The organism is Endozoicomonas arenosclerae (assembly GCF_001562015.1).
GTDB lineage: Bacteria > Pseudomonadota > Gammaproteobacteria > Pseudomonadales > Endozoicomonadaceae > Endozoicomonas_A > Endozoicomonas_A arenosclerae.
In genome coordinates this window covers 18,397-38,518 of sequence record NZ_LASA01000071.1, presented here as the reverse complement: position 1 = coordinate 38,518, position 20,122 = coordinate 18,397, and the positions used below count along the sequence as shown (strand labels likewise).

Below are 20,122 nucleotides of genomic sequence, written 5' to 3'. Positions count from 1 at the left end.
AAGAAGTAAATTTCATAACGCTCTGAGATAGCCAAGCATACCTCCTTCAACGTCTTGTCTACTTCATCGCTAAAGACCACTCTTCGATACTTTGCTGGACAGACCAAGTGATACATAAGAACAGTGACATTGTGGGATTTGTGGATGAACCTACTTTTAGCCATCCACAAAATGTAGTCACAAGTTCATGCTGCGGCTAATGCCGCAGAAACGCAGCAAGCTGCGGGGAATATGACCCGTAGAGATTTACCGCCTGATCTATAGCCAACAAGATTCATGGCTCCTCCACCCACTTGCTGAACCCCCTTTAAATACTCATCCTTTAAGAGTCTTCTCTGAAGAACAGGAAAGCCATTATCCAGATAGTCATCACCCGCTCTGGTATGAAGCTTGTTCAGATACTCTATCGCTTCTGGAGTTTGATAATTTGCGAGATTAACACCGTTGCCACCACCAAACTGATTGGCATTAGCATGATAAACGATCAGGTCATTGCCTATTTTATCTATATAGAAAGCACACCCAGACATAGATGAGGTCTGAAAAACCGACGGACCTCCTCGTGCAGGCAATACTAGAGAGCAAATTTTATTTTCCTGCCAAGGCAAGAAACTGGTATCGCCATTTTGATTGACCCTGACATCTACCATTACGGTCAGATTTCCTTCTACCCTGACCTCTCGGTATGTCACTGTACAGGGATCATTACTGTACATATGATGGTTGCCTTTGATAGTAGGTCGCCTGGCCCCCCCATTCACTGATAACGGCTTATTTTCCAGCAGCTCTTTTACTATCGCCATGGTCTGTCCCTTTCGTTTTTCTTTTCATTCTGAGGCTCTGTCGTATAAGCAACAAGTACAGAAAATGGCCATAAATTTATTTTGTGAACCCGTTCACATTGCTAAGAACAGTCATCAATATCCATATAAGTCTCAGGTCTTAAAAAGATTTTCAAAGGGCTTTTGGAAGCCAGTTTCAGGCCTGAAACTGGCTATAGGCATGAAGAATCACAAAAGATCAGGAAACAGGAATATTCTCTTCCAGAAGCACCACCTGCTCACTGTCTCTCAAACGGCTGGCACCTCTTACCACGATTCGATCACCCTGCTGAATATCGCCTTTGACAGATACGGTGTCATCGTCTCCAAAAAGCACTTCTACAGAGACTCTTTTTACGGTCAGCCCTCCTTCAGGACTCTCCAGAATCTTGAAAACTGCGCTGCCAACAGCACTTAAAATAACTGCGTCTCTTGGCACTACCTTTACTTGAGCAGGAGCACTCATGGGGATAGCCACTTTGACAGGTGAGCCAGGCAACCAATGATCATTCTCAGGGTCAAGTCGAACTTCCACCAACCTTGATTTTGCATCGGCTCTGGCTCCCCGCTGAAAGACTTCAGCCTGCTGATGCTGTTCATCCATTTGAATATTCAAACGACTGCTACTGTCCAGTGTTGCCGCCAACTCAATAGGGATCTGAACCCGAATATCCAAAGCATCAGGATTAACCAGATGAAGGACAGGACTACCAGAACTGATATGTTCATTGGGCTGCTTGGAGCGTTGATTCACAACACCGGCAAAAGGCGCCTTGATAACCGTTCTGGACAGCTGATCCTGAATAATTTCGAGATTCACCTGCTCATAATCCACGTCCAAGCGGGCAAGATCATAATCATGCCTGGCTTTATCCAGCTCTGTTCTGGAAATCCCCCGTTTCTTATGCAGTGCCTCCAATCTATCCAGCTCATTTTTCAGATACTTGAGTTTGCTTTTCGCTTTCCCTAATACCACTTCACTGGTTTTCAGCTGAAGCTGTAATTGACGATCATCAATTCGGGCGACAACATCCCCTTCTTCCACCTGCTGACCAAAATCAGCAAGCCAGGTAATACGACCACTGATTTCAGCGCTCAACTCAGCTTTTTGCTGACTGGCCACAGAACCATTGAACCAGCTGACCGGTGCTTTCAGTTCTTCTTCCACTTCAGCAAATGAGACCGTACTGGCAGCCATTACAGTCACTGAAGTCATACTCAATAAACAGGCCAGACCTAACTGCTTAAGCCACCTTGCTTCTGTAAACACGTTGATATCCCTTTTCCTCTGATTTTTATTCTGGTCGTTGATCAAACAGAAACAATCTTTTCTTCCTCTGCCTTCCTGCCAAATTCCATTCTCAGCAATGCAGGCAGCAGTAATAATGTGAACAATGCACTCATGCTCATGCCTCCCACGATGACCGCAGCCAATCCGCGGTAGATTTCACTCCCGGTGGTGGGACTGAGCAGCAATGGCAACATGCCAAAAATACTGGTCAGGGTCGTCATGAAGATGGGTCTCATTCGGGTCAGCAAAGCCTGATGAACGGCTTCTGTCCGATTCACACCCTGCCGTTCCAATGTTCTGGATTGATGTACCAGCAATATCGCATTGTTCACCACCAGCCCCAGCAGAATGATAAAGCCCACCATAGTCAGCAGATCCATAGGCTGTGAGGTCACCAGATTCAACAAATGTATGGCCAGCACACCCCCGACAGTGGCTAATGGCAATGTCAGGATAACCATCAGGGCGTCTTTCACTGAGCGGAACAGTCCCCACAACAAAATCAACAGGATCAGCAGCGCAAACCCAAAGATATTGAGCAAATTGCCAATGGCCTGTTTCAGACTGTCGGCGTTTCCTGCCACCTTGATCTGCCCATCAGTGGGCATCATCGGTTTGATGATAGGCAGGATTTCACTTTCGACAGTAAGAAGGGTTTCCTCCAGCGTCATACCTTCCGGCGGTCTGATAGAAAGAACGAGTGCTCTTCGCTGATCGATTCTGAAGATCGTCGCGGGCCCTAACAGACCTTCGACTTCAATTAATTCTCCCAGAGGAACAACAGACCCTGAGGGTGTCATCAACGGAGTTGAACGAAGCACTTCAGGAGAATGGATATCCTTACCTTTCAAAATGATATCCATCCGCTCTTCGCCGTCGAAATACTCACCCAACTGAACACCTTCACCCAGGCTTCTAACGACCATTGGCAGGTTAGAGCGATACCAGCCTACTTCAGCCAAACGACGATCGTCTGGTGTTAGACGCAACTCCGGTGCCGTAAAGTCCAACCCTGGCATCGGCCGAACTCGTGCTCCCGGAAGCTTCTCCGTAATGACAGGCATGGCTTGTGCAGCAGCTTCATAGAGTCCAGGTAAATCAGTGGACAGAAGCGCAAGATTAACGCCATTGCCGTTACCAAAGCCGCCAAACAGGTTACCCTGCCCACCAAAAGCTCTTGTGTCAGGAATGCCCTGTACAATCTCATCCATCACCAGGCGTTCCAGCATTTTGACGTTTTCCTGGTCTTTAGCCCTGACACCCATCGAAGCCCCGCCGGGCCAGAGAATGAAATAATAGTTTTTGAGAGCCGGTTCTTTCTCCCCTTTCATATAGGGAGCCAGTCGTTCAACCAGGGTGGGCATAATCTCGGTTTTCACCGCTTCCACACTGGTACCCGGAGTAAAACTAAACCAGACATCAATGGCATCCCGCTTCACTTCAGGCAGATAATCCATTCTCGGCATGGCTACTTCCGTCAAAACAACCGGGAAGCCCATCAGAAGGACAATAATAGCCAGACGACGGCGGACAGTGGCTGTCAGTTTCATAATCAAGGCTGACAGCTTTTCCCAGATAGACTGAAAATTGTCCGTCAATTTCTGCTCTGGTAGCCAGGCTGCTGCCGCAGCAGGCAAAACCGTCATAGCCACAATGAGAGACATGGCTACGGAAGCTGCAATAGTAAGAGCAAGGTCAGAGAACAGTTGGCCTTCCACATCATTCAGCAATAAAACCGGAAGAAATATCGCTACTGTCGTTAAAGTGGAAGCCAGCAGTGCTCCCCAGACTTTCTCTGCCGCTACTGCAGCACTTTCTTCCTTGCTTTCCTGTTGTTTCTCCCTTTGCCTGATAATGCTTTCCAGAACCACAATGGCCGCATCCAGCACCATACCCACAGAAAAGGCCAGACCCGCCAGAGAAATAACGTTCAGGGTTCGTCCGGCAATATTCAACAAACAGATGGTAAGCATCAGGCAGATAGGAATCGCCATGGCTATCATCAGTGTGGCTCGCCAGCGGCGCAGGAAGCACCAGAGAATGCCAGTCGCCAGCAAAATACCAAACAACAAGCTGGAGCTGACCATATTCAAGGCTCGCTTGATGAAAACAGATGCATCAAACGACTGCTCCATCAAAATCCCTTCTGGTTTCAGAACTTTTTCATTGAGCCAGACCACTTCTTTTTTCAGTGCGATCAAAGCTTCCAGCGCATTGGCCCCGGACTCTCTGAAAACCTGTAAACCAATAGCCGGGTTACCATTCTGAATGCGCAGTGTTCGCTCTTTCCCCCGGGTAATCCCAACCTCTGCAATATCCCGCAGGTAAACAGGTTTCCCATTTCGCCAGGCAACAACAAGATTACCCAGCTCATCCACTTCGTATTTGCCAGCCAGTCTCAGTTTAAATTCTCGACGACCTATATTGAGCGTACCGCCCGATACATCAAAACCTGCAGCGACTCTTTGGGACAACTCAGGAATCGTAATGCCCAGCTCAGCCGCTCTCCAGGCATCAAACTCAATTTCCAGCTGTCTCTGACCTTCTCCTCGAACAGCAACCCCTGCAACACCGGGAATACTTTCCAGCACAGGCTTAACCTGACTGTCGATCAGTGACTGATAAGTTTTGATGGAACGCTCATTGCCGGGTAACTGTTGTATAAACAGAAAGGTCAGGTTGTCATTGGAACTGTTGTTATTTACAAAAGGTCCACTGATATCTTCAGGCAGTCCCGAGACCCGGTTCAAACGGTTAATAACATCCAGAAGCGTCTTCTGCATGTCGGTGTTCAGGGCAAACTCCAGATCAATTTCCACCCTGCCACTGCCTGAATTGCTGTCCATTTCCTTAAGCCCGGAAATGCCTTTCAGGGCTTTTTCCAGGGGCTCAGCAATCTCGGACTCCATTTCTTCAGGCGCTGCAGCCCTCCAGAAAATCTCTATGGACAGATGGGGTCGGTCAATGTCGGGGAATAGCTGTATAGGCAATACCCGAATACTGATAATGCCAAACAGAAAAACCAGTGCCACCGCAATCGCAACCACGGAGGGATGGCTGATAGAAGAACGTGTAAGTTTCATAACCTCGCTCTGTTCCAACAAGGATTCTTTATTATTGTTTTTGCTCTGTAAGCAATGAGTGCAACCAGGAACAGCGTTGGCTGACTCAAACTTCAAAGGTCGTATGGCTACCTCTCCTTATGAGAGAGGCAGCCTTTTATCTTCAGGATTTCCTGATTCTTGCCATATGGTAAACACCAATGTATTCACCGTTTCTGAAGGCATAGTCCGGCGACTCTCCCTCCACCACAAAGCCAAACTTTTTATAGAGATGAATTGCTGATTCATTATCAGTAAAAACAGTCATCTCTACCCGTCTCAAGTTCAACCAATTGTCAGCCAGATTAAGAATCTCTCCCAATAACTGGCTACCTATGCCTAACCCATGATGCTGATCTTTTACAGCCATCATAAAGGCTCCTACATGAAGGCGACGAGGGTTCTGTTGATGCATCAAGGCACCATGACCCACAATTTCTCCCTGTTTTTCCGCCACCAGAATGTAAACACCGGGAGGAGGATTACTGAGTCGCTTCTCCCAGTCAGCCTGTGAAGGATGGGGAACCATCAAAGTTCCTGCTACAGCCGCTTCTCCCTTATAGATATCCCTCACCCCGGGTATATCACGACTCTCCAGGTGCCTTACAATGACGTCATCCATGGCTTTGCCCTCTTGTTACTGCTTTTATTTCTTCCTTACACGGCCAGCGGACTTGCTTCTGCCAGCAGTGATTCTTCTTCCATCAGGTTTCTCTGGGACTGGTACATATCCAGATACAGACCGGGCTCAGCCAATAATTGCTGATGAGTTCCCCGCTGCACGATACGACCTTTCTCCATGACCAGAATCAGGTCAGCGTCTTCAATCGTGGTCAGACGATGGGCAATAGCCAGTGTTGTTCGACCTTCACGCAGAGTTTTCAGCCCTTGCTTAATGGCCTGCTCTGTTTCACTGTCGATGTTGGCGGTGGCTTCATCCATGATCAGAATCCTGGGATCCTGCGCCAGCGTTCTGGCAAACGACAGCAGTTGCTTTTCACCACTGGACAGGGACTGACCTCTTTCACCCAACACCTGGGCATATCCCTCAGGTAGTTTTTCTATAAACCCTGCAGCCTGCACCAACTGTGCGGCATGCCAGACTTCTTTATCCGTAACATGCTCATGCCCCAGGTGAATGTTTTCAGCAATACTGCCTTCAAAAACAAAAGGCTCCTGAAAAACCAATCCCAGTTGCTGACGCAGTTCTTCTTCCTCGAATGTGGCCAGAGGCTGGTCATCAATCAGAACCTGCCCACTCTGGTACTGATAGAACCTCATCAACAGATTCACAATCGAACTCTTGCCACTGCCGGTATGACCCACAAGCGCAATAAACTGGCCGGGTTCAGCGGTAAAACTGATGCCATCCAATGCTTTGCTGCTGCCATCGTAGGAGAGCTCAACGTCTTTGAACTCAATCTTTCCTTTGGCGATGACGGAATCTTTGCGTCTCTGCTGTTCAGGCTCTATGTCTTCATCTATGAGAGTAAATACTCGCTCCGCAGAAACAACCGATTGCTGCCATACCTGCATCTGCATGGTGACCTGAGTCAAAGGCTCAAACATCCGATCCAGATAGTTAATAAAGGCATACAACAAACCGATTTCAATCGGGCCGTTCAGAGCCTGACCGGTAAAGCCTCCAACCATCAGGGCCAGAGCCATCGTTGAAGCCAGGTGAACCATAGGTCTGAGCAACAGACCATTGATTCTCACCAGACGATTCTGAACATCCTTATACTCCTGATTCGCCTCCTCAAACTGGTCACTGACTCGCTTTTGCTGACGAAGTGTCTGGATAACCGACATACCCTGAATGGATTCATTCACCCGGGTATTGATATCACTCAACACAGCCCTTGATGCATGAAAAACAGGATGACTGAATTTCTGATAGAGAAAGATACACCCTAAAATAAAGGGCAAAATCGCTATACAGAACCAGGCTAGCCTGGCATCCAGCAAAAACATGGCTACAACGACACCAACAACAGTAATGGCACCCTTGAGTGTTTGCGGCAACGCACTGACAAACAGATCTTTGATGGTTTCAGTATCGTTTGTCACCCTTGAAACCAGCTTGCCTACAGGCTCCTTGTCAAAGTAAGACATAGGTAAGCGGAACAAGTGGTTGAACACCTGTTGTCGTATGTCATGAACAATAGCCAGCGCCACTTTCTGGAAGAGTATTGTCTCCAGCCAGGTCATGACTGCATCCAGCAAGTACAATGCAAGAAAAACGACAGCCAATAGAACAATGGCTTTGATTTCCCAGTTTCCGGGCACCACATGGTCATCTATAAACGTTTTCATGATGACCGGTGCCGTCAGACCGGCCACCGTTGCGACCATTAGCAGGGTAAAACTTAAAATCAGCCTTTTCTTATAAGGCAACGCATAACGAAGCAGTCTTTTGAACTGTTTCTTTTTCTCTAACCTTTCCAAGGTTCACTCCCTGTGTGGCCCTTATCACCACACATTCCTTCATTATTCTTTTTCATTCCCGGGCAATCATTAGTTTTAACTGGCTGCCAGCTGTTCCACTGTTTCTTCAGGCTCTTTCTGATCTGCAATTTCCATAGCCTGACGCTGGTAGATTCGTGAATACCAGCCTTCGCTTCTGACCAGTTCGTTGTGACTGCCTGTCTCGGAAATCTCTCCCTGATCCAGAACAATCAACTGATCTGCCTTCTGGAGATTGGTCAGTCTCTGGGTAATCAACACCAGGGTTTGCTGCTTATCGCTGTTCATCAAATTGTCCAGAATCTGCGCCTCTGTCTTCATATCCAAAGAGCAGAAGGCATCATCAAAGAGCAGAATATCCGCATCCAGCAATAAGGCACGGGCAATGGTGATCCGCTGTTTTTGACCACCGGATAAATTAATGCCCTTCTCACCCAGCATGGTTTCATAGCCATCCTTGAAGCCCAGAATATCGTTGTGAACACAAGCCAGTTGCGCAACCCGTTCAACCTCTTCCTGCGAGACACCGGATCGACCAAAAGCGATATTTTCAGCGATGCTGGCCGAGAACAGGAAAGGCTCCTGAGAAACCAGCGCAAATCGACTGCGCAAGGCATCCAGACTTACAGAATCATGCTGTTTACCGCCAATTCGGATAGAGACACTCTGATTGTCATACTCTCTCAGCAACAATCTGAACAGTGTCGTTTTACCGCTACCGGTTCGACCGCAAATGCCGACAAAAGATCCTTTTTTAATCTGAAAGCTTAAGCTCCCAAGAGATGTCTGTTCCGCCCCTGGATAGGTGAACGATTGAATATCAAACTCAATATCCCCTTCCGGCTTGTCATGACTGTCAGCAGCCCGATCTTCCACATCGGGTAACTCAGCCATCAATGTCTGCAAACGATTCAGCGAAGCACTGCCCCTCTCGACAATGTTGAACAACCAGCCAAAAGCAAACATGGGCCAAACCAACAACCCCAAATAAATGGTGAATGTTGTCAGCTCACCCACCGTCATCAGCCCATGAGCAATTCTCCAGGCGCCATAACCCAGGCTTCCCATGATAGAAAGGCAGACACAGACAGCAATGGTCGGGTCAAACAAAGCATCAACACTCGCCACCTTCAGGTTGGCATCATTGGTTTGTTCAGACCTTTCCTTGAACTTTACTTTCTGAGCCTGATTCAAATCGTGAGCCCTGATCGCCCGAATACCGGAAACGGACTCCTGAACCCGGTTATTCAAATCCGAAAAGGTTTCCTGAGCGGTTCGGAATCGCTTATGCAATAGAGAGGCATATCGAAACATCAACCAGGCCATAATTGGAAAAGGCAATAATGCAACGGCAGTCATCTGCCAGCCACAAACCCAGATCATGGCAATCACCACAGCGGAACCGGCAACGATGGAATCAACCAGAGTCAGGACACCTTCAGCTGCAGTCGCTTCAATGGCTTTTACATCATTGGTGGCATGAGCCATCAGATCTCCGGTTTTATGACGGTGATAGAACTCTGGAGACATCCGGGTAAAATGATGAAAGAGTCGGCTTCTCATCACGCGACCCAGCTCTATAGCCCCACCAAACAGCAGAATCCTCCAGCCATTTCTGAACACGTAAACCAGCACACCGGTCAGCGCAATCAGAGACACCGGTTTAATAATGTCATCCGCAGATAAAGACCCGGACTGGATATCATCCACCAGATTGCCCACCAGCCAGGGTGGCAGCAACTCAACGACTGAAACCAGTATCAAAAAAAGAACACAGAACATGTAGCGCAGCCAATGGCGCTTAAAGAACCATCCCAGGTTCCAGAAAATATCCATTTTTCCCCCAAATGCCTGTATGCAGCCAGCAAATAGCCGAAATTGGCCTGCATCGAGCTACATCAAGCGTTTTTTTACTTTTGAATTTTTATCATTTAACCAAACAGAAAAGACACTTCATCAAAGGCTGAAGGTTCAAATCATCCAATCTGTCTGTTATTGACTGTTCGGCCGTTATTCGGCCAGTGCTGACTGGGTCGTCAAGGCAGGGGGATCAGCATTCCGCCCTGACCTGCCACAATGGAAACACGGCGAGCATTGCCGGTATGGGTGGCTTTAGACGTGAAAACGGTCTTTTGGGCGGTATTGTTCATGTTGCTACTCCTTCACCTTTTATTCTTAATAATGCAGACCCTTTACCTGGTGAAGTTCAGGCTGCATTCCAGCTGTTGGCTGTTGATTGAGGTGTTGTGTACTGGAAAGTGTTCAATGAAACACTTTCAAAAATCATTCTTGTTTATTCCTTATCCTTTTGCAGGGTAGAAGCATCAGGAATAAGCATTATTACTTAGCCGTATAACTGATGCAACAGGCTTTGAAAAGAAATTGGGAGAGACGACAAAAAGTCGAAATCAAGGCTATCCCGTACGCAGTCAGAATAGCCAGATTGGATTATTTTTTGCTTTCAATGAGCTGCTCAAATTTCTCAACCAGCCCCTCAACAATGCTCAGGCTGGACAGCCAGAATTCTGGTTGGGTGATGTCCTGATCGAGATGCTTTCGGATCAGATCTTCAGCCGTCATGGTTCCGGTATCTTTCAGCAGCTCACGATAAGCGGTCTTGAATTCACTGCCCATTTTATCTTTCTGGGCATAAACCCCCAGACTGAACAGGTAACCAAACAGATAGGGGTAGTTATAGAAACTGAGCCCTGAAATAGAAAAATGCAGTTTGGAAGCCCAGAACATAGAGTCGTAACCACTGATGCTGTCGCCGTACCATTGCTCCCAGCTGGACTCCATCATTTGAGTTAACTCACTGGCCGACAGATAGCCTTCTTTTCTTCCCTCAGCCAGACGCTTTTCAAACTCAAAACGGGCCGGAATATTATTAAGAAAAGCCGCCGCCCGCTCTGCATCCTGCCAGGCCACCTGCATTCTCTCGGCATCAGTTTCAGCCTGTTCAAACAGTGCATCCCTGACCAGAGTTTCTGCAAAAATACTGGCCGTTTCCGCCAGAGTCATGGGGTAACGGGTTTCAGACAGAGGCATATCCTTCATAACCCAGTTATGCCAGGCATGCCCTAATTCATGAGCCAGAGTAATGACATTGGTAATGGCTCCATCCCAGGTCATGAAAACTCTGGGTTCCCTGACATTTTCAAACCTTGTGCAATAAGCCCCGGTTGAACGTGACTCAGAAGGCTTGGCATCAATCCAGCCATTCTCATACATCTGCAAAGCAAACTCGCCCATCTCTGTATCAAAACTTGAGAATGCATCTGATACCAGCTTGATACCGGCCTCAAACGAGATGTAAGTGTCTTCCTGACTGTCTACAGGACAAGGAGCATGAAGATCCTGAGGCCCGAGTTTTTCAACACCCAATCCCAGAGCTATCCCTTTCAGGGCACGATGCCCCAATGACTTCCTGGAATCAGTGGCCTCCATCAATGCATTCAGAGTTTCTTTTTCTATACATTGGCTGTGGCAGGAAACATCCAGATAATGCAGAGGCTTTTTAGCCGAACGAAGTGTTTGCTCCTGAGATCGCCAGCCATTGATGGCATTGAGAATGGCGGCGACGGTTTCTTCCCGGCTTTTCCAGGCCGATTGAATTCCTTCCCAGGCCAGACGACGTTTTTCAGCATCTTGTCCAAGCGTCAGATTAAAGGCAGAAGCCAAACCCAACTCCTGACCATCAATATCACACTTCAACTGACCTGCCAGTTCACTGTACAAACGACCCCAACCATGAAGGCCATTTGTCGATAGCGCAGATACAGCGACCTCTTCCTTCGTTGAAAGGCGATGGTCAGCCATCTTGCGTTCATGCTCAAAATAAAACCGAAAAGCGGCTGCCTGCTTATTCGATAGCAACTTTTCAAGAAAGCTTTCAGGGGCTTCTATTACATACTGATCAATGGGTTTAAAGGCCTGATCTATTCGAGCACCCAACTCACCGGTTTTTACCTTTATGCGAGCTGCCACCTCATTCCTGGCATCGACACTGACAAAACTCTGGGCATAAACACTGACTGTCCAGACCTTAACACTCACTTCGTCGTACAGACCCAGAGCCTCAACAATGTTTGCCAGTATTTCATCCTGATCGGATGAATCAGAAACCTTTTCTCCCAAGGCTTTCAGGGAACCAATAAGCCCTTCAGAGTCTTTGAAATCATTGTCCAGTTTTGGGTCAGTTAACGAGGAGTAGATAGAGAGGTTATTCCAGACCGGGATGGTTTGATCTTGATCCAGCGTCATAAAACAGTCCTTTAGAAGTGAAGAATCCCCCCTCCCACCCGGGTGTTAACCCGTATGGCAGTCAGAGGGAGGGGGGAGAACAGACATGAACTTCTAAACTATTTCTGCGGCAGGTGCCTTTGCCCAGTCATAGATCAGCTACTGCTAAGATCCTGTTCCAGGAACCCAATCCAGGAATTGGCTTTGCCTCGGCTGCTCTTAATTTCGGCCGCTTTGCGCATCAATTCCAGAGATTTGCGAGTATTGCCCAACTGGTAGTGAGCCATACCCGACAGGAACAGCATTTCACCCGTATGTTTATCTTTCATGCCATCGGCAGGTTCTGCAGCAAGTTTCAGCAACTCATCAAAACGTTCAGACTGAGCTAACATTCGGCCGAGCTTCAATTGCAGATCAGCATCACTCCTCAATGCCAAAGCTTCGTAAAATGCTTCAACCGCTTTACGAGACTCTTTAGCATGAGACCAGAAGTTAGCCAGACGTTTGTAGTTATCAAAGTTTGCTTCAATAACCCCTTTGTCCAGGCCGTCCTGATAAACAATACCTGCCTGATATGGCACACGACGAAATGTTAGAAAGTTAGCCAACTGAGTGTAGTCACTTTCTTTGTCATAAAGACCATGTCTATATGCAGCACGCAGAGCAGCCAGAGCCTGACGGTCACGCTTGATCGACATATTCATGCCAGACAGCTGTTGCCAGTATTTTTTCTTCTGAGGCGCAATCTTCACCAAAGTCTCAAGCACCTTGATGGCACTTGGGATGTCCTTCAGCTCGTAGTGCGCTGCCAGCAGCAACGTATACCAGGACTCGGGGGGTTCCTTGGATACCTTAATAGCTTTGGTAGCTGGCTCTATAACGTTCTCCCACTGGTTCAAGCGAGAGTATCCGTTTGCCAGCATAATCCAGGCTCTGGCAGGTATAGCTACACCTTCTTCAAGGTTTGCCATCCACTCGAGTAGAACGTCAATACCTTCCTTATATTCTCCTTGCATCATTAATAGCTGAGCAAGGTTATACCTTACTTGCTGTGCTGCAGGTTGATGCAGCGCATCATCAGCCAATGATGCCTTGAAGAATTTCAGAGCCTTTTTAAACTGCTCCTGATTGGCATAAACAACACCTAGCATTTGATTGATAGCGGCTTTGTCGAACTTTACGTTCTTCACCTTACCAAGAGCATGCTCCAGACTCGCCTGGGCTGAAGCATAATCATCTTCAGCCATTTGCTCCTGGGCTTTCTGGAGGTATTTATAGGTTGTCTTTCTCAGCTCAGGTGCTTTTTTAGGCGCTGCACTTACGGGCTGCACTAATGCAATACTCAGCCCTGCAACCACTAAGGAGAGCGCAGCCTTTTTTGACAGCAATCGCTTAATTCCATTCATGGTTTACTCCAATGTAAATTCATATTCCTGCTGCTGGGTTCGGGCTATAGCAACACCGTCTTCCATTGCAGGCTTGAACTTCCATTTGGCTGCAGCCTTTTTAATGGCTTTACCAAACCCCTTGCCTCTGGGCTTTTCTCTAAGAATTTTGACATCAGTAACTCGCCCTTCCTTAGAGACCGTATACTGGAAGACAACACTTCCTCCCAATCCGCTTTGCAGAGCTTTTCTGGGATACATTGGGCTGAACTTATTCAGAGCTACCGGCCCACCACTGGAAGCCACTCCACTGGATGCAAAAGAGCCAACGCCATCGCCTACCGCCAGATCAAGATCTACATCCATCTTTGGAATGTCCATTTTGACCTGTTCAATCACCGGCTTATCCACCTGTTGGGAAATCTTCATTTCCGGTGGGGGTGGCGGCTTTTTAGGCTGAGGTTTGGGTATTTCCCTTTTCTTTTCTTTAATGGTCTCGGGGCGCTGCAACCGGATAAACTCACTGATTCGAGTATCATCAGCATTTACCAGTTCATGTTTGTTGCTGTTAACCAGCGCATTCATGACGGCAAACAAACCCAGTGCAACAGCAAAGCCAAGACCCAGAGATATCAGATAACGCATGGGCGCCTCCAGCCTTACTGCTCTTTCGCTGAAATCGAGATACTGTAGACCCCTGCCAGCCTGACCTGATCCATGACTTCAACCACAATTCCGGACTTCGCTTCCTTATCCGCCTGGATAACTACGGCCCCTTCCGGATTCTCAGCTTTCAGTCGTTCCACGTTGGCACGAACCGCTCCGACTTCAACTCGACGCTTATCGATCCAGACTGCACCGGTGTCACTGACAGCAATCATAATGTTGCCTTTTTTGACTACCTGGGCTGAATTCGCAGTAGGTCTGTTTACATCGATACCCGCTTCCTTAATAAACGACGTTGTCACAATGAAGAAGATCAACATGATGAACACGATGTCGAGCATCGGGGTCATATCGATTCCTGCTTCTTCCTGAGCGCCGTTACTGTAACGTCTTCTCATTTTTCGTTCCTCCCATCCCTGAAGGTTTGCCACAGATTTCTGTAAAGCTCTACTTAACAGTTCAGCTGTGACACACCCTTATGACTGCGGATGAGTAATAGTTATTCTTCTTTTTATGAACTCAGCACTGCCAAGCTCAAAGCTGCTTAATGCTGTAATGAGTCTGAAACCTGATGCGTTGCCCGGTTTGCACGCTTCTCCAGCAAGGCACTGAAATAAAGGCCAGAGAGTGCTGCAACCATACCTGCCATTGTTGGGATAGTGGCTTTTGAAATACCTGATGCCATGGCCCTGGGACTACCTGTCCCGGTTACAGCCAGTACATCAAATACAGAAACCATACCTACCACAGTTCCCAACAGACCCAGCAGAGGACAAAGCGCTATCAGAGTTTTAATCATGGGCATCCCACGATTCACACTCAGAGAGACTTCAGAGATCATAGCCAATCGAATCTTCTTGGCGTTCCAGGACAGTTTGTCTGTCCTGGCATCCCAGTCTGCCATGGTCTGCTTGATCAGCTTTGGGTATTCGGTAAAAAAGTAGAGATAACGCTCAATTACCAAAACCCAAAGCAGCAGGGTCAGTACGAACAACATCATCAGTACATCGCCGCCCATGCCCAGAAAACGGCGGATGGATTCGAGCTCTTCTATTAACCAGAGCATATCCAACTCCTCCTTAGGCGGGTTGCGCGTCCTGAGGACTTACAGAAGACCTCACACTACGGGCACCGGTATTCAGATCCTGCTCCTGATGCTTGGCAATGAAGCCTGCACTCTGTTCTTCGAGCACCTGAATCATACGACGGCTCTTGCTTTGTACCAGGCTGTGGGCAAACAGGGTTGGAATCGCAACAACCAGACCCAGCATTGTGGTAACCAAAGCTTCGGAAATACCGTTAGCCATCAACTTAGGATCACCGGTACCAAACAGGGTAATGGCCTGGAAGGTTGCAATCATACCTACCACAGTACCCAACAGACCCAGCAGTGGAGCAACGGAAGCGATCAGTTTGATGGAACCGACACCGCGCTCAATGGAAGGAGCAGAACGCATGATGATTTCGTCCAGCTTGAGCTCCAGGGTTTCCAGGTCCGATTCACGGTTATCCTGGTAAGTTTGCATAATCTCACCCAGAGGATTCCCTTTGATGACCTGCTCGGATTTCTGCTGTTTGTTGATACCCAGACCAATACGGGTCAGGTTCAGGTAGCAGAACAGTGCCAGCAGCATACCCAAAGCACCGAGGCCCAGAATGACATAACCGACTACGCCACCTTGATCAATACGCTCAGTAACACTTGGACTCTGGACCAGCAGGGAAAGAATCTGACCTCTAGATGGGTCAACATAAAAAGGAACAAAGCCTGAAGTGGACTGTTCCAGCCCTTCTACTGAAGAAAGAATGGAAGAGTCTGGCTGACGGGACAGCTCCTGGAATTTGCCAACGGCCGGTGAGTAGTTCAGGTATTTACCATCAGCGATAGCATTAAAGGTACCGACACGAATGATGTCTTTCTGAGCTTCGTTACCTTCACCATAGACAACAGTTGCAGGCATTTTCACTACTCGCCCTGCTTCTACCATCTCCTGTAGAATTTCATGCCAGAACATTTCCAGCTTGGCCGTAGTAGGCAGTTTTTTGCTTTCCGCCATCTCTGCCATAAAAGCTGTACGCTCAGGATATTGAGCCGTGATCATGGACGCTTCGAAAACACCCCTGTTATCACCTGCGAACTGACGTACAACACCAAACAGCTCTTTAAGTTCGCCGGAACGGATATCAAGAGTATTTTGAGTTTCTTTCAGTTCTTGCTCGTTGGCATCAGACTGCTTAAGCAGTTTATCACTCAATGCTTCCTGAGCTTTCAGCTCAGCTTTGGCTTCTGCCAGCAACTGCTGTTGATTGTTTTTTTCTTTCAGGAAACGCGCTTCGCGGGCACGGTTCTCCCGGCTTTCAGTTACGCCGTCTTGCTTGATTTTATCCAGCAACCCCTGCAGAGCAGTCAGACCTGTTTCTGCGGATGCCGGGGCAGCAATACCCACAGCCATTGCGATAGCAACGGGTTTAATCGCTTTCTTTAAAGTTTGAAGGTACTTCATTACGCATCCTCCGCTGTACGAACAGGCAATTTGATCAGGTTATGCGGCGCCTGTTTGCGGGCAATTTTCAGGCCCTGGTTTACACCAGCACGGTAGCTTTCTGGCAGGACTTCCCACTGACGGGTTTCCTTGTTCCACTGTCCGGTTTCAGCACCATCCAGGGATTGATAAAGCAGAGCTACACGACCAATACGGAGGAAGTTATAAGTACGGGTATCATCACCCTCACCCAGACTGGCTTCATAGGCTTCGATGGTTCGGCCAAAGTCAGTTTCAATCTGGTAGGACTCAAGAATTTTGCGGTATTTTTCTGAAGTGGTGACGTTTGGACTGTCCAGAGTTTCTTTCAGTCGAACAACACGATCACGACGTTCTTTCATCTGGAAGGGAACATCCAGCTCAATAAACTCTTCCAGAGCGTCGACCATTTTCAACATGAGAGGAGTAATCTCAATATTAGTCTGGTCCAGGGTTTTGATTTGCTCCAGCATGGATTGAATTTCACTTTGCTGGGCATTAACCACTTTCTGCAATTGACGGTTGTAGACTTTTAATGCCTCAACCTGACGAATTACACCTTTATAATCAGCTAATAAATCCTGGGTCTGGTTAGACAGTTTGTCTACCTTGACCTGGGAAACCTGTGAAGCCTTATCGGTTTTTTGTTGAGTAGATAACGCACTGGAAAGAGGATCTTCTGCCAATGCAACGGGGGAGAGTAATGAAGCCGATATCGCAGTACTTAATGCAAGTACACTGCACAGGCTTTTAACCTTGTGAGTTTTTGTTTTCATTGTCGTCATGGACTGCCATTTCCCATGAAAGGTTGTTGTTATTATTAGACAAACAACCTGAACACGACGAAGTCGTGCTCAGGCGGAACTCAAATTAGAACCTCTGGGTGTACTTCGCGTAGTAAGTACGTCCCTGAATGTCATAGAGTTCGTCGTCGAAATCACCAGTAGAGCTTACATATGGAGGCTCTTCATTTGTCAGATTCCGAACACCCATAGTCAAGCGACCATCCCAAGGCAACTCAACTCCGTATGCAAAGTTGTAAGTTGTCACTGAAGGGATTTTACCGATTGCCTTAAAGTCATCGGTTAAGTCCTGAGCAGTACTATCAATGTACTCTGCACTCAGGTAGAAGTCATGGCTTTGAACGGAGTAACCGAGACCCGCTGTAAAGCGCATTTCGGGAAGACCTTCACGGCCAATCTTGTCATTAACTGGACCTTCGACAAATTCAGCTTCCTTATACTCCAGAATATAAGTACCGGCAAAATCTGCTCGGAGCGTACCGAAGTTGAAATCATCACTCCAGTTAACTTTCAAATCCAGACCCGATGTTTCAAGAGTACCAGAGTTAACCATTTTCACGCTGGCACCAGTGATATTACCTGCAAGATCCCGTTCAATCAGATCAGAAGACCCAGTAGAACGCTCCTGATTAATTACACTTTGGAGGGAGTTCAGAAGTATTACGTCCTCAACTTTGATCCAGTAGTAATCCAGAGAGGTGGTTACAGTATCAATTGGACTGAATACAACACCCAAGTTGTAGTTTGTTGAAGTTTCAGCTTTCAGATCTGCATTAGACTTGCGTGTTACGTTGTACTGTTCTTCTTCACAGTTAGCAACACCGTCTTTATCACACTTGACGTAGTCTTTAGCATCATCAGCAGAGAAACTATCCGCTGCATACAAGTCGGAGAGACTTGGAGCACGGAAACCTTGTCCAGCAGAAGCACGGAACATCAACTCATCCATTGGCTGGAAACGAGCAGAAACCTTGGGAGATACCTTGGAGCCAAAATCACTGTAATCGTCGTAACGCAAAGCAGCCTGAAGCTCCAGCTGATCGGTTACTGGCAGGAAGGTTTCCACAAATGCTGCCTTGGACTTACGATCACCACCAGAGGAGTTACCAGATGAACCCAGAACATTACCGGCTTCACTCTGAGCATCGTACTTATCACTGTAATCCCAGGAATTGAACTCAGCACCTGCATACCAGGAAATAGCACCGCCATTCAGTTCACCTAAGTCAAACCCAAAACCAGCATCGAGATGCTTATAATCCATCTTGATCTTACGAGAAGTATCGTAAGTCATATTCTTATAGGCTTCATCGGTGAACTCACCGTTTACAAACTGACCTTTTTCCAAAGCGTCCTGAACAGCTGGCTCAAACACATAACCTTCGCCGTTTTCTTTGGAATCCGTTTTGTTGTATTGAAAGTTCAGTTCCCAGTTAACATCACCCAGTGCGGCATTATCAAAGCTGCCGGACAAAGTGCTCAGCCAATCGCCCTGAACATCAGTCACCAGGTTGTCACGAGTTCCTATACCATTGAAACGGTAATACACAGATGCTGACTCAAACTTGCCATCGTTATCTGCGTCTATTTTATTAATACCTTGCTCAGTGAAGAACTGGTCACCCGCTGTCGTATTAGGATCAACTGTAAAGAAGGCTGCAGCAGGAGCAAACTGACCAAAACTCTGAACACGCGAAACCATGAAACGGTTGGTAAAGTCGATGTTGTCATTAACATGGTATACAGAGTTGACAAAGAACTGATCTCTCTTACGAGAAGCTGTAGCTGCTTTATCACTGGTGTAATCGTAACGACACAGGTCTCCGGAGTTAAAGAACCCATCACCTTTACAGTTACCGTCGGCATCTTTAGAACCCACCAGCGCTCTTCGATCTATGGTATAAACCTGCTTACCATCGTCATCCAGCTTATTTGAACCGTCATCATTTGTAGCAGGCACAACATAGCCAACATTACGACCATAGATGCTTGCGCCTTTGCCACCGATGTAATCACGGTCACGATCAAAAATAATAGCTTTTTCATCGTGCTCGAAGTTGAAAGTGATACTCCCTTTTTCGCCTACAGTACCACCCAGAATACTGAAGCTATCTTCATCGCCGCCTTTTTCACTAGGACGACCGGCTCCAGCCGTGATTTCAACACCTTCGTAGTCGGTTTTCAGAATAATGTTAATTACACCAGCGATAGCATCAGAGCCATAAACAGCAGAGCCGCCATCGGTCAGAATTTCAACACGCTCAACAATAGAAGCCGGAAGAGTGTTAAGGTTTACAGCTGACCCACCCATAGTTGGCGAACCAGGCACACGTTTACCGTTCAATAGAATCAGAGTTCTATCTGCGCCAATACCTCTCAGAGAAACATTTGACTGACTCTGAAATGAATTACCGGAAGATTCACGAAAAGAACCGAAGGAGTTGAGATTATTGGAACGCAGGACATCCGCAATAGTTAACTCACCACTACGCTCGATATCTTGACGGGTAATAACAGTGACAGGGGTAGAGCCTTCAACATCTACACGAGAAATTCGAGAACCAGTAACCTGAATCTTCTCCAACTTCTCAACTTCTTTCTCTTCTGCAATGGCGAGCGTAGAGCCAGCAGAAGCCCCCATAGCGACGACAATAGCCGTACTAAGTGCAGTTCTTCTGAACATTTTATTATTTTTCCTTGCTATCCACTTATAGTGTTTATTATTGGCCAGCTTGAGCTTTTGGCTCCTTGCCACTACACCGCCATTCCCGGCAGGCGACCTCTCGACTGTCTTTCTATCAACATTTGATAGAATTCAGACACCT

15 protein-coding genes are annotated in these 20,122 nt (G+C 47.3%); all 15 read right to left on the bottom strand.

Annotated elements, in window-relative coordinates:
* Nucleotides 1-164 (bottom strand): transposase (locus WG89_RS29310; protein WP_172806781.1); only part of this gene is annotated, 164 nt, incomplete at its 3' end.
* A gap of 21 nt (nt 165-185) precedes the next feature.
* Nucleotides 186-803 carry a hypothetical protein gene (locus WG89_RS10775; protein WP_062265486.1) on the bottom strand — a complete coding sequence of 206 codons (618 nt, stop codon included), beginning with the start codon at nt 801-803 and terminating at the stop codon, nt 186-188.
* A gap of 217 nt (nt 804-1,020) precedes the next feature.
* On the bottom strand, nt 1,021-2,091 hold the full coding sequence (locus WG89_RS10770; protein WP_153301529.1) for an efflux RND transporter periplasmic adaptor subunit: 1,071 nt from the start codon (nt 2,089-2,091) through the stop codon (nt 1,021-1,023).
* Between the two features lie 41 nt (nt 2,092-2,132).
* On the bottom strand, nt 2,133-5,195 hold the full coding sequence (locus tag WG89_RS10765; RefSeq protein ID WP_062265492.1) for an efflux RND transporter permease subunit: 3,063 nt from the start codon (nt 5,193-5,195) through the stop codon (nt 2,133-2,135).
* 142 nt (nt 5,196-5,337) lie between these two features.
* The gene (locus WG89_RS10760; RefSeq protein ID WP_062265480.1) at nt 5,338-5,835 is read right to left on the bottom strand and encodes a GNAT family N-acetyltransferase; all 498 of its coding nucleotides are present in this window, start codon (nt 5,833-5,835) and stop codon (nt 5,338-5,340) included.
* A 35-nt stretch (nt 5,836-5,870) separates the two neighbouring features.
* The gene (locus tag WG89_RS10755) at nt 5,871-7,661 is read right to left on the bottom strand and encodes an ABC transporter ATP-binding protein (protein ID WP_062265477.1); all 1,791 of its coding nucleotides are present in this window, start codon (nt 7,659-7,661) and stop codon (nt 5,871-5,873) included.
* 75 nt (nt 7,662-7,736) lie between these two features.
* Complete coding sequence (locus tag WG89_RS10750) at nt 7,737-9,515, bottom strand: ABC transporter transmembrane domain-containing protein (protein WP_062265474.1); 1,779 nt, start codon at nt 9,513-9,515, stop codon at nt 7,737-7,739.
* A 612-nt stretch (nt 9,516-10,127) separates the two neighbouring features.
* A complete protein-coding gene (locus tag WG89_RS10745; protein ID WP_062265472.1) occupies nt 10,128-11,942 on the bottom strand; it encodes a M3 family oligoendopeptidase in 1,815 nt (604 codons plus the stop codon).
* A 134-nt stretch (nt 11,943-12,076) separates the two neighbouring features.
* Complete coding sequence (locus WG89_RS10740; RefSeq protein ID WP_062265469.1) at nt 12,077-13,327, bottom strand: tetratricopeptide repeat protein; 1,251 nt, start codon at nt 13,325-13,327, stop codon at nt 12,077-12,079.
* A 3-nt stretch (nt 13,328-13,330) separates the two neighbouring features.
* Nucleotides 13,331-13,951 carry a TonB family protein gene (locus WG89_RS10735; RefSeq protein ID WP_153301528.1) on the bottom strand — a complete coding sequence of 207 codons (621 nt, stop codon included), beginning with the start codon at nt 13,949-13,951 and terminating at the stop codon, nt 13,331-13,333.
* Nucleotides 13,952-13,965: 14 nt separating this feature from the next.
* Nucleotides 13,966-14,370 (bottom strand): ExbD/TolR family protein, encoded by a 405-nt coding sequence (locus tag WG89_RS10730; protein ID WP_062265466.1) that lies wholly within the window; start codon nt 14,368-14,370, stop codon nt 13,966-13,968.
* Nucleotides 14,371-14,516: 146 nt separating this feature from the next.
* A complete protein-coding gene (locus WG89_RS10725) occupies nt 14,517-15,038 on the bottom strand; it encodes a MotA/TolQ/ExbB proton channel family protein (RefSeq protein WP_062265462.1) in 522 nt (173 codons plus the stop codon).
* Nucleotides 15,039-15,051: 13 nt separating this feature from the next.
* The gene (locus tag WG89_RS10720; protein ID WP_079253779.1) at nt 15,052-16,476 is read right to left on the bottom strand and encodes a MotA/TolQ/ExbB proton channel family protein; all 1,425 of its coding nucleotides are present in this window, start codon (nt 16,474-16,476) and stop codon (nt 15,052-15,054) included.
* A complete protein-coding gene (locus tag WG89_RS10715) occupies nt 16,476-17,279 on the bottom strand; it encodes a DUF3450 domain-containing protein (RefSeq protein ID WP_216638470.1) in 804 nt (267 codons plus the stop codon). Before WG89_RS10715 ends, WG89_RS10720 begins: the two co-directional genes overlap by 1 nt.
* Nucleotides 17,280-17,364: 85 nt before the next feature.
* Nucleotides 17,365-19,980, bottom strand: coding sequence for a TonB-dependent receptor plug domain-containing protein (locus tag WG89_RS10710; protein ID WP_062265456.1), 2,616 nt, complete (start codon nt 19,978-19,980; stop codon nt 17,365-17,367).
* Nucleotides 19,981-20,122: the final 142 nt, after the last annotated feature.

Coding starts and splice junctions, on each gene's coding strand:
- WG89_RS10730 (WP_062265466.1), bottom strand. CDS start 14,370: ATGAGAAGACGTTACAGTAACGGCGCTCAGGAAGAAGCAGGAATCGAT.
- WG89_RS10720 (WP_079253779.1), bottom strand. CDS start 16,476: ATGAAGTACCTTCAAACTTTAAAGAAAGCGATTAAACCCGTTGCTATC.
- WG89_RS10760 (WP_062265480.1), bottom strand. CDS start 5,835: ATGGATGACGTCATTGTAAGGCACCTGGAGAGTCGTGATATACCCGGG.
- WG89_RS10725 (WP_062265462.1), bottom strand. CDS start 15,038: ATGCTCTGGTTAATAGAAGAGCTCGAATCCATCCGCCGTTTTCTGGGC.
- WG89_RS10745 (WP_062265472.1), bottom strand. CDS start 11,942: ATGACGCTGGATCAAGATCAAACCATCCCGGTCTGGAATAACCTCTCT.
- WG89_RS10750 (WP_062265474.1), bottom strand. CDS start 9,515: ATGGATATTTTCTGGAACCTGGGATGGTTCTTTAAGCGCCATTGGCTG.
- WG89_RS10775 (WP_062265486.1), bottom strand. CDS start 803: ATGGCGATAGTAAAAGAGCTGCTGGAAAATAAGCCGTTATCAGTGAAT.
- WG89_RS10735 (WP_153301528.1), bottom strand. CDS start 13,951: ATGCGTTATCTGATATCTCTGGGTCTTGGCTTTGCTGTTGCACTGGGT.
- WG89_RS10715 (WP_216638470.1), bottom strand. CDS start 17,279: ATGACGACAATGAAAACAAAAACTCACAAGGTTAAAAGCCTGTGCAGT.
- WG89_RS10765 (WP_062265492.1), bottom strand. CDS start 5,195: ATGAAACTTACACGTTCTTCTATCAGCCATCCCTCCGTGGTTGCGATT.
- WG89_RS10740 (WP_062265469.1), bottom strand. CDS start 13,327: ATGAATGGAATTAAGCGATTGCTGTCAAAAAAGGCTGCGCTCTCCTTA.
- WG89_RS10710 (WP_062265456.1), bottom strand. CDS start 19,980: ATGTTCAGAAGAACTGCACTTAGTACGGCTATTGTCGTCGCTATGGGG.